The 8,433-nt window shown below is 68.8% G+C and carries 10 protein-coding genes and 2 pseudogenes; 1 reads left to right on the top strand and 11 read right to left on the bottom strand.

Annotation, left to right across the window (positions count from 1 at the left end):
* The 7 genes and pseudogenes from VGR06_RS23910 to VGR06_RS23880 form a co-directional block, all read right to left on the bottom strand.
* The coding region (locus VGR06_RS23910) for an ATP-binding protein (RefSeq protein ID WP_327561351.1) at positions 1-2,088 on the bottom strand (2,088 nt) is incomplete at its 3' end.
* A gap of 11 nt (positions 2,089-2,099) precedes the next feature.
* Positions 2,100-2,438, bottom strand: coding sequence for an archease (locus tag VGR06_RS23905; RefSeq protein WP_414637322.1), 339 nt, complete (start codon positions 2,436-2,438; stop codon positions 2,100-2,102).
* A pseudogene (locus VGR06_RS44000) lies at positions 2,399-2,521 on the bottom strand (archease); the annotation flags it as partial. The pseudogene VGR06_RS44000 and the gene VGR06_RS23905, both read right to left, overlap by 40 nt.
* Positions 2,518-3,246 (bottom strand): RtcB family protein, encoded by a 729-nt coding sequence (locus tag VGR06_RS23895; protein ID WP_327561348.1) that lies wholly within the window; start codon positions 3,244-3,246, stop codon positions 2,518-2,520. The gene VGR06_RS23895 and the pseudogene VGR06_RS44000, both read right to left, overlap by 4 nt.
* A gap of 97 nt (positions 3,247-3,343) precedes the next feature.
* Positions 3,344-3,739 (bottom strand): annotated as a pseudogene (locus VGR06_RS23890) (RtcB family protein); the annotation flags it as partial.
* A 230-nt stretch (positions 3,740-3,969) separates the two neighbouring features.
* On the bottom strand, positions 3,970-4,155 hold the full coding sequence (locus tag VGR06_RS23885) for a DUF397 domain-containing protein (protein WP_327561347.1): 186 nt from the start codon (positions 4,153-4,155) through the stop codon (positions 3,970-3,972).
* A 1-nt stretch (position 4,156) separates the two neighbouring features.
* The gene (locus tag VGR06_RS23880; RefSeq protein ID WP_327561346.1) at positions 4,157-5,023 is read right to left on the bottom strand and encodes a helix-turn-helix transcriptional regulator; all 867 of its coding nucleotides are present in this window, start codon (positions 5,021-5,023) and stop codon (positions 4,157-4,159) included.
* A gap of 112 nt (positions 5,024-5,135) precedes the next feature.
* Between VGR06_RS23880 and VGR06_RS23875 the strand changes: the two genes are divergently transcribed.
* On the top strand, positions 5,136-5,750 hold the full coding sequence (locus VGR06_RS23875) for a hypothetical protein (protein ID WP_327561345.1): 615 nt from the start codon (positions 5,136-5,138) through the stop codon (positions 5,748-5,750).
* Positions 5,751-5,812: 62 nt separating this feature from the next.
* Here the strand turns inward: VGR06_RS23875 and VGR06_RS23870 are convergent, their stop codons facing one another.
* The 4 genes from VGR06_RS23870 to VGR06_RS23855 all read right to left on the bottom strand — a co-directional run bounded on the left by VGR06_RS23870 (position 5,813) and on the right by VGR06_RS23855 (position 8,157).
* Positions 5,813-6,991, bottom strand: coding sequence for a serine hydrolase domain-containing protein (locus tag VGR06_RS23870; RefSeq protein WP_327561344.1), 1,179 nt, complete (start codon positions 6,989-6,991; stop codon positions 5,813-5,815).
* Positions 6,992-7,068: 77 nt separating this feature from the next.
* Positions 7,069-7,464, bottom strand: a complete 396-nt coding sequence (locus VGR06_RS23865; RefSeq protein ID WP_327561343.1) for a hypothetical protein — start codon at positions 7,462-7,464, stop codon at positions 7,069-7,071.
* Positions 7,465-7,490: 26 nt separating this feature from the next.
* Positions 7,491-7,652 carry a hypothetical protein gene (locus VGR06_RS23860; RefSeq protein WP_327561342.1) on the bottom strand — a complete coding sequence of 54 codons (162 nt, stop codon included), beginning with the start codon at positions 7,650-7,652 and terminating at the stop codon, positions 7,491-7,493.
* Positions 7,653-7,656: 4 nt separating this feature from the next.
* Positions 7,657-8,157, bottom strand: a complete 501-nt coding sequence (locus tag VGR06_RS23855; protein WP_327561341.1) for a hypothetical protein — start codon at positions 8,155-8,157, stop codon at positions 7,657-7,659.
* Positions 8,158-8,433 lie beyond the last annotated feature (276 nt).

Genomic DNA, 8,433 nt, shown 5'->3' with positions numbered 1-8,433 from the left:
ACGGCCCGCGTCCTGGGCGTGCTGGATCGCGTGCCGCATCACATAGGGTTCGGCGGCGCTCCAGTCTCGTGAGTTGGTTGGGCCCAGCGGATCGAGCAAGTGCCCGAACACCTTCCCGACCATGGTGTCGCGGGGGCTGATCAGATAGTCGGCGAGTCCTTGGTGGAACAGGCGGTAGAGGGTGGTGTGGTCGGTGTCGGTGGCCTGGCGGAGGTAGAAGCGGCCGGCTTCCAACGCGCTGCGTAGTTCGGTGTGGGTTGGTGGTTCCGTTGCGTCGGTGGAAAGTCCGGCGGCTGCGCGGGCCAGCACACTGGCCGGCATGCCTTGGCCGTGGGCGCAGGCGAGGGCGGTGAGCACCGGGCGGAGCCAGGGTTGGTCGGGGCGGGCCGCGAGATCGAGTTCGAGGACCTCGGGGAGGGTGCGGGGGACGCGGGCGCCGATTCGTTTGGCTTCGGCGGGTTCGGTGACCGGGTCACCATGGGCAGTGACGAAGTAGCGGGTGTAGAGGCCGGCGACGAGGAACTCACCCCACCGGCGTTCCGGCGGCTCGGTCGGCGGGACGGCCAGGGTTCGGGCGACCTCGGTGGCGAACTCTCCGCGAACGCCGCCGTGGTCGCGGTATCTGGTGGCCCACAACAGATCCGACACGTAGCGGTCCAGATCCTTGGCCAGCACGGCGCGGGGGACGTCGTCGAGGTCGACGACGAAGCCGGCGGCCTCCAGCAGAGGCGCGTACTGGCTGTACCGACGGGTGCCGACCAGGAGCCGAACGGCTGGCTCGTCGCCGTGGCGGCGGGCGGCCGACAAGGGAAGCAGCAACGTGTTCATCACGGCGACCCCGTCGTCGGCCTCGTCGAGGGCGTCGACGACGATGACCGGTGGTGCGGGGAGCTGGCGGATGCGATCGATCAGCTCAGCGACGGATTGCTGGTCCCCCAGTTGGAGTTGGGAGGCCAGGGAGCTGACGATCGCCGCCACGGTGCGCTGGCGGGCGTGGATGGCGGCGAACACGTCGATCGGGTAGGGGGCCTGGGCGGCTCGGTCCCAGACGTTCTTCGTTCGGTCCCGGAGTTTTGGGTGGGCGGCGCAGACGAGAACGCCGAGGAGGGCGGATTTGCCGACGCCGGGGCTGCCGGTGACGACGCCGACCGCACCTTTGCCGTAACGGTTCAGCCAGGGGGCGAGTTGTTTGAGCTGGGTTTCGCGGCCGGCGAAGCAGCCGATCAGTTCGTCGAAGCCGGGTGCGTCGGCGATGGTGCCGATGCCGCGGCCGCGTTCGACGAAGTGGCGGGCGTCGAGGCCCTCGTCGAGGTCGTCGAGGAAGGGGACCAGGCCGGGGTCGAGGCTGGCGCGGAGGGCGAGGTCGCGGTTGCCGGGGGCGTAGCGGGGGTTGGGGAAGAACGGGGGGTCGACGTCGGCGCTGATGTCGATCGCGGTCGCGGTGACGTCCTGGGGGTAGGCGCCCGCGTCGCTGGCCAGGCGGTTGACCTCGCGGCGGATGGCGGGGGCCACCACCTGGAGCGGGATGTGCGCTTTGGTGGGGTCGATGTCGAGCTCGCCGTTGGCGGCGGAGCGGAAGACGTTGATCACGGCCTGGGTGAAGCGGCCGTCGAAGGCGCTCTGGTCGCCGGCGCTGGCGGCGATGACCCAGGCGCGGGTGCGGTGGTCGGCCAGCTTGGCCTGCCAGGCGTGGCGGGCCTGGCTGCCGGCGTGGCAGAGGTCGAGCAGGAACAGGGTGAGCGGCTGGTTCGGGGAGTTCTGCGCGGTGTTGAGCCAATGGGCGATATCGCCGCTGGGGTGCACCACGCCGTCGCTGCCCAAGGCGTATACGGTGCCGTCGCCGTCCCCGCTCTTCCCGTGGGTGAGGACGTGAACCACCTGCACGATATCGGATTCGGCCGATTCCAGCTCGCGAGCGACAAAGGCACCCAACTCGGCGCCCGAAAGTTTGCGCGCAGGGTGCGAGGTGCAGGTGTAACCCAACGCTCCCAACGCATCGGCGAGCTCGGTGACCATGTCCGAGGCGAACGTCAGGTCTTCGCCATTACCGAATGCCGAAACTCCGATCGTCAGCGCACGCCTGGCCACAGCCGGAGATACTAGACGTCGATGGTGGCGGCGCAGGTCCACTGTCCGGCGCCGCGGGTGAGGTGCAGGTCGGAGAGCGTCACGGTCTTGGGAATGGCACCGGCGATGTCAAACGCGTCCAGAGATGTGATCGGCATCCGGAGCCGGTAACCACCGGGCGTCTGCTCGACGTGGAGATCGAGAGGAACGGCGCCCCAGGTGTCGAGGATGAAGATCACTTCGTCGAGGACACCGGCGAGGAGGTCGTCCTCGGCCGTAGCCGGCACGACGGCGGTGTGTTCCCCCGGCGAACGGGCGTCGCCGGGTCGGCGAACGACTCGACAAGCGCGGCGACGGCTTCGCCGAGACAGGCCTCACGGGTGGGGGCCCAGGCTTCGATGCGGATGTCGGCGGTGTGCGGGACGGCCCGGTGGCCACGAGACGGCACGGTCATCCCTTGACCACGCCGAGCGGGACGAGGCGGGCGACCGTGCGGCAGAGGCCGGCGCGTTCGGCGACCGCGACCACGTCGGCCACGTCCTTGTAGGCTTCCGGGGCTTCCTCGGCGAGGCCGCGCGCCGAAGCGCCGCGGACCGCGATTCCTTGGCGTTCCAGGGTTTTCTGGAGCTCGGCGGCGTTGACGGAGCGGGCGACCGGGTGCCGGCTCTGGACCCGGCCGGCGCCGTGGCAGGTGGAGTGGAACGCACTACCACCGGGGACGCCGGTCAGCACGTAAGAGGCGGTGCCCATGGAGCCGGGGATGAGCACCGGCTGGCCGACGGCGCGCAGGTCCGCCGGCAGGTCGGGGTGGCCGGGCGGGAGCGCCCGGGTCGCGCCCTTGCGGTGCACGCACAGCTCGAGTTCCACACCGGCGACACTGTGCTGTTCAACCTTGGCCAGGTTGTGCGAGATGTCGTACACCAAACGTGAATCACACCCGGCGACCGCGCGGAACACCCGGGCGGCGGCCAGGCCCAGCACGTGGCGGTTGGCCCGGGCGTAGTTGGCCGCGGCGGCCATGGCGCCGAGGTGGGCCTGGCCTTCCGCCGAGGTTACCGGGGCGCAGGCGAGTTGGCGGTCGGGGACCTGGATTCCGTGCCGCGGCATGGCTTTCTCCATGGTGCGCACGTGGTCGGTGCAGATCTGGTGGCCGAGGCCGCGAGAGCCGCAGTGGATCATCACGCAGACCTGGCCGAGGCGCAGGCCGAACGTTCTCCGCCACCACTGCGTCGTAGATCTCGTCGACGGCCTGCACCTCCAGGAAGTGGTTCCCGGAGCCGAGGCTGCCCAGCTGACCGAACCCGCGGGCCACGGCGCGCTCGCTGACCTGGCCGGGGTCGGCGCCGGAGTCCTCGCAGCGGTCCAGGTCCCGTTGCGTGCCGCGGCCCTGCTCGACGGCGTACCGGGATCCGCCCAGCAGCACGCGTTCCAGCTCGGGGCGGCCGGAGAGCCACCACACCGCTCCGGGGCCGGCGCCGCGCGGGGTCGCGGCGGCGAGGCGGTCCATGATCTCGTCGCGGACCCGGGTGAACTCCGCACGGTCGAGGTCGGCGGCGAGCAGGCGCACCCCGCAGGAGATGTCGAAGCCGACGCCGCCCGGCGAGACCACTCCCCCGGCCCGCACGTCGGTCGCGGCCACCCCGCCGATCGGAAACCCGTAGCCCCAGTGCATGTCCGGCATGGCGTAGGAGGCCTCGACGATGCCGGGCAGGGTCGCCACGTTGGCCACCTGGCGCACCGCCTCGTCGCCGCCCGCCTCGGGCAGCAGCGCCCGCGACGCGAAGATCACGCCGGGCACCCGCATGCCGCCCTGGCGCAAGATCCGAAACCTGTACGACGCCTCCTCGACGAGCTCCACGGCACCATCATCCCGGAGGCGGCGGTGGCTCGCCCCGGCGAGTCTTACCCGTGGCCAACCTCGCTGACGAACCTGGTCCACACAGGACGGTTGAACTCGATCACGCTGCCCTCGCGTTGCTTGGTGTCCCTGACCAGCACCCGGTCTGGGACGGGCGCAACCTCGACGCAGTTCTCGCCGGCGCTGCTGTAGCTGGAGATCCGCCACTGCGGGCGAGCGAGCGTGGTCATGTCAGGCCTCCGAACGTCTATCCAGCGCATCGATCCGGCGCTCGATGTACGACGCGGAATCGGCCTCGGAAAGCGCCGCTGCGCAGAGCCGATCCGCAGCCAGAGTATACAGCTCAACCTGGTCTTGATCCTGCACGTAGACGGCACCGCCGGGGTACTCGATGTAGCAGATGCTTTGCGCTTCATCGAAATCCAGCAGCAGGTAGTCACCGTCAAGCCCATCGTGCACCGAGACGTCGATCGGCATCACATGTAGCTCGACGTTGTCGCACTCCATCAAGGTGAGCAGGTGCTCCAGTTGCGCCCGCATCACTCCCGGGCCACCGATTGTTCGGTCGAGGACGTACTGCTCTATCACCGAGCGGAATCGGAGAGGCACGCCTTCGCCTTCCAGTCGCTGCCGCGCCATCCGGGCGCGGACAACCTGCTGCGCATCCATCGGCGGGACCTGGAGGTTGCCCTGTAGCGTGGCGGCGGCATACTCCGGCGTTTGGAGTTGGCCGGGAAGCAGCAGGGACTCGTAGCTGAACGCCGCACGGGCAAGCCCTTCGAGCCCCACGAAGATCTTGAACCAGTCCGGCAGCACCTCCTTGAACGGCGCCCACCAGGTGCTCCGGTCAGCCTGCCCGGCGAGAGACGCCATCCGGTCGACGTGCTCGACGTCGGCGCCGTAGAGCCGCAGCAGCTTGGTGACCTCCTCGGGCTTCTGCCGGTTCTTTCCCGATTCCAGGTAGTTGATCTTGGGTTGCTTGCAGCCGAGCACCTTCGCGGCCTGGGTCTGCCTGATACCGGCGCGTTCCCGCGTCGTCTTCAGGTCATGGCCGATGAGGAACCGCAGAGCGGACGGATCGGCGCGGCGGTCGACCAACGTTGAACCTCCATATCTCACCCGATCGGTGTATGGCTTCCCGTATATATACCGACTAGCGTGTGCCGATGTCGGCCATCTGTCATCAACGAATCAAGGAACCATAGCGCCCATGCCCACTGGAAGTAACCGACCCCGCGTCGTCCCGTACACCACCCGGTGGAGCTCCGAGGACAAGCTCCGGGTCCCGGTGATCCACCGCCCCGGCGGGCCCGGAATCGCCTTCGCCGGCGAGATCCTCAGTGACCGCGACCGGCACGGCGTGCTGTGGGAACGGGTTCCCTCGCGCCCGGGCGAGGGCGAGCCGGAGTTCGGCAACGTCCACTCCGGACGCCAGCGCCGCGCCATGCGGAACCTGCTCTGCCAGGTCTGCGCCGGCCCCGCCGACCACGACGACCGCGGCACGCTCTGGCTCCTCCCCGACTACGAGGGTTACCACGCCGACTGGCCCGGCTGGCCCGAGAACATGGCCACCCCGGAACCCCCGGTATGCCTCCGGTGCGCCCACATCGCCGTGGCCGCCTGCCCCGCCCTCCGCAAAGGCCACGTCACCTTCCGCGTCGCGCGTTCCACCCTCAGCGGAGTCCGCGGCGCGCTCTACCGCCCCGGCCCCCTCCTCCCGCAACCGGTCGACGAGATCATGGCCGCCTACGACGACCCCCTCATCTCCTGGATCCGCGCCGCCCACCTCGTCCGCGAGCTCTTCGGCTGCACCGTGATGCCCTGAAGGCTCCCTTCGGGACGTTGAACGTCTCGAAGGGAGCCTTCAGGGCATTTGTGCGCCCGCCTCTATGCGGCCAGGTCCAGCTCACCCCGTCCGGTGGCGCACAGGGCGAGGTCGAAGATGTGCACCAAGCGGTTCGTGGCCTGGGCTCCGGTACTTGCGGTCATGTACACGGTGACCTCGCGGCCCGAGTTGTCCCGGGCGGAGACGTTCGAGACGCCACCGGGGATGCCGCCGGCGTGACCCCAGGCGTAACCGCCACAGGTCAGTGGGAACTGGAACAGACCGAGACCGTAGGCCACGCCCGGCCCGAAGTCCGGTGCTGGCACGGTGTTCTGCATCTCGGCCAGCATCCGGTCCGGCAGCAGGTGGCCGCCGAGCAGTTCCCGCCAGAACCGGTTGAGGTCCGGCGGCGTGGACACCATGGCGCCGGCCGCGCCCGCGAGGGACGGCTCGAACTCGGTGAAGTCGACCAGCGGGCCCTGCGGGTCGGCCGGATTCAGCATGTAGTTGTGGGCGTGCGGGCCGCGGATCCCGGTCTCCCCCGCCGGCGGCCAGTAGGTGTCGCGCAGCCCGGCCGGCCGGATCACCAGGTCGGTCACCGCGGTGCCGATGTCCTTGCCGGTCAACCGTTCCACCAGCATCCCGGCGACGATGAACCCGGTGTTGGTGTACCGCCAGCCCTGGCCGGGAGCGAAGTCCGGCCGGTGCGACAGGGCGAGCCGGACCAGCTCGATCGGCTCAACGCGCCGTAGCGGGTCGGACCGGTCCAGGTAGTTGGTGTAGTTCGGCAGGCCGCTGGTGTGCTGCAGCAGCTGGCGCACCGTGATGTCGTGGCCGTCGATCCCCGCGCCCTCGCCGGTGCCGCGCACGACCCCGGGCAGGTAGGTCTCGATCGGCTCGTCCAGCGCGACCCGGTGGCCGGCGACCAGGCGAAGCACGGCGACCGCGGTGAACGGCTTGGTCACGCTGGCGATCCGGAACCGGCCGGTGCCGGAGACCATCGGGCGGCCGGTACCCAGCTCGGCGGTGCCAGAAGTGAGCGTCACCGGCCGGCCATGGCGATCGCGCACCTGGGCCAGCGCACCGGGAACCCGGTCGACACTGGTCAGCAGATCCAGCTCGGCCTGCACGGCACCGGTACCCGGGAATTGCTCCGCGGAGGCCGGCGACGACGCGACAATGGTGGTTGTGAGCGCGGCGGCTGCGACCGCGACCAACGCTCCCTGTCTCTTGAGTGTCATAGGTCAACCCTGCTGGCCGCAGCGGCATAAAACCATGGAGCCAGCACCCGACAGCGAGGTAGGGCTAACCCCCCTGATCACGTAGTGAACAGCCACAGGTGAACGACGGGTTTTGCCGGGTTGGTTCGGTCCACGAGAATTTCGCGGGCGACGTAGTTCTTGCGCTGCCCTTGTGGAGGGAGGCGGTCCTGGGCGGATGCGATATCACTGCCATTGTCAGGGTCGAATCCCTGCAGGGCAGGCATGAAAACCATTCGACCCTGCTCCAGCGGCGTGGTGAACGTCGAGCCTGACAGGAGCATATCGATCGAACCGGGATCGACCTCCACAGCGAGCCGGTAGATCTGGTCAATGCCCCTGTCGGTGTCGACGGCGAGGACCTTGGCGGACGGCGGCAGAACGATGCCGCCGAAGGACAGCGCTTCCGTCGCCAGGCTGTTGTCGTTGGTCGCGGTGTCCGATGGGGCGGCCACGGTGTTGTCGGACCGACCTCGTCGGATCAGCGGGTGGGGTCGGTGCGGGTGCCATCACGATTGTTCGGTGGTTGGGGGAGGTCGGGTTGCTGGCCCGGTGGAGGCACGGCGCCGTCGAAGTGTCGGGTGTCTGACGTTCCGGTGATGGTGTATTCCTGGGCGACGCCGGCGCGGTGCATTTCGGCCATGGTGTCATCTTTGATGGTGAACGGGCCGATCTCGGTCTGTTTGCCGTGATCCCAGTTGTAGTAGTCGTGGACGTGGGTCTGGTAGTCGATCTCTGAATGGTACTGGAGTGCCGTAGGTTCCGCTCGTCGCAGCCTCGGCGGTCAGACGGCGCATCTCGTCGGCCACACGCGTGTCGACCTTGCGCTGGAATTCTGCGACGTCACGGCCGATCTCATCGGGGTCAACCGTCAGCGGATCACCGGAATTATCCAGATAGTGCTGCAAATTGTGGGCCGCATGGGTCCAGCCGATGGTGTCGGCAAACACCGCGGCGTCCTCGGCCAGGTTCTTCATGATCCGGTCGTCGAAGGTGTTCCACCAGGGGTCGGAGCCGTGCTTGCCCGCACCCGGATCGGACCTGGGATCGGGTGGTGGGCCAGGTATCGGCGGATGCTCGACACCCTGCCGCGCGCCGGCGTCAACGCCGCCCGCATCGCGCTGATGGCACGGCTGTTTCAAGATCACCTGAGTGGTTGTTGTTGCTGATGGGACCGTGGTGACGCCAGGTATTCCAGTGGCTCGGCAGTCGTGCGATGAAGGGGGCCTTCCTCACGCTGAGCGCGAGGAAGGCCCCCTTCATCTCACCCACTCCACAATGGACACCGAGGTATCGCCGAGGTCCCGCACCACCGGCACACCATCGGCCTTGGGTAGCACGTGCTGAGCCGCTGCTTAAACGATCTTGAAACGGCCCTGTCCACCAAGGTGTGGTGCGGTGCCGGTGGCCTACACGTCGGCGAT

Source organism: Actinophytocola sp., from assembly GCF_036002505.1.
In the GTDB taxonomy this organism is placed as follows: Bacteria; Actinomycetota; Actinomycetes; order Mycobacteriales; family Pseudonocardiaceae; genus DASYTH01.
This window is presented reverse-complemented; position numbering and strand designations above follow the sequence as displayed.

Excerpts from the sequence above, each read along its gene's own strand:
- VGR06_RS23895 (WP_327561348.1), bottom strand. The coding sequence starts at position 3,246 with ATGATCCACTGCGGCTCTCGCGGCCTCGGCCACCAGATCTGCACCGAC.
- VGR06_RS23860 (WP_327561342.1), bottom strand. The coding sequence starts at position 7,652 with ATGGCCGAAATGCACCGCGCCGGCGTCGCCCAGGAATACACCATCACC.
- VGR06_RS23875 (WP_327561345.1), top strand. The coding sequence starts at position 5,136 with ATGCCCACTGGAAGTAACCGACCCCGCGTCGTCCCGTACACCACCCGG.
- VGR06_RS23870 (WP_327561344.1), bottom strand. The coding sequence starts at position 6,991 with ATGACACTCAAGAGACAGGGAGCGTTGGTCGCGGTCGCAGCCGCCGCG.
- VGR06_RS23885 (WP_327561347.1), bottom strand. The coding sequence starts at position 4,155 with ATGACCACGCTCGCTCGCCCGCAGTGGCGGATCTCCAGCTACAGCAGC.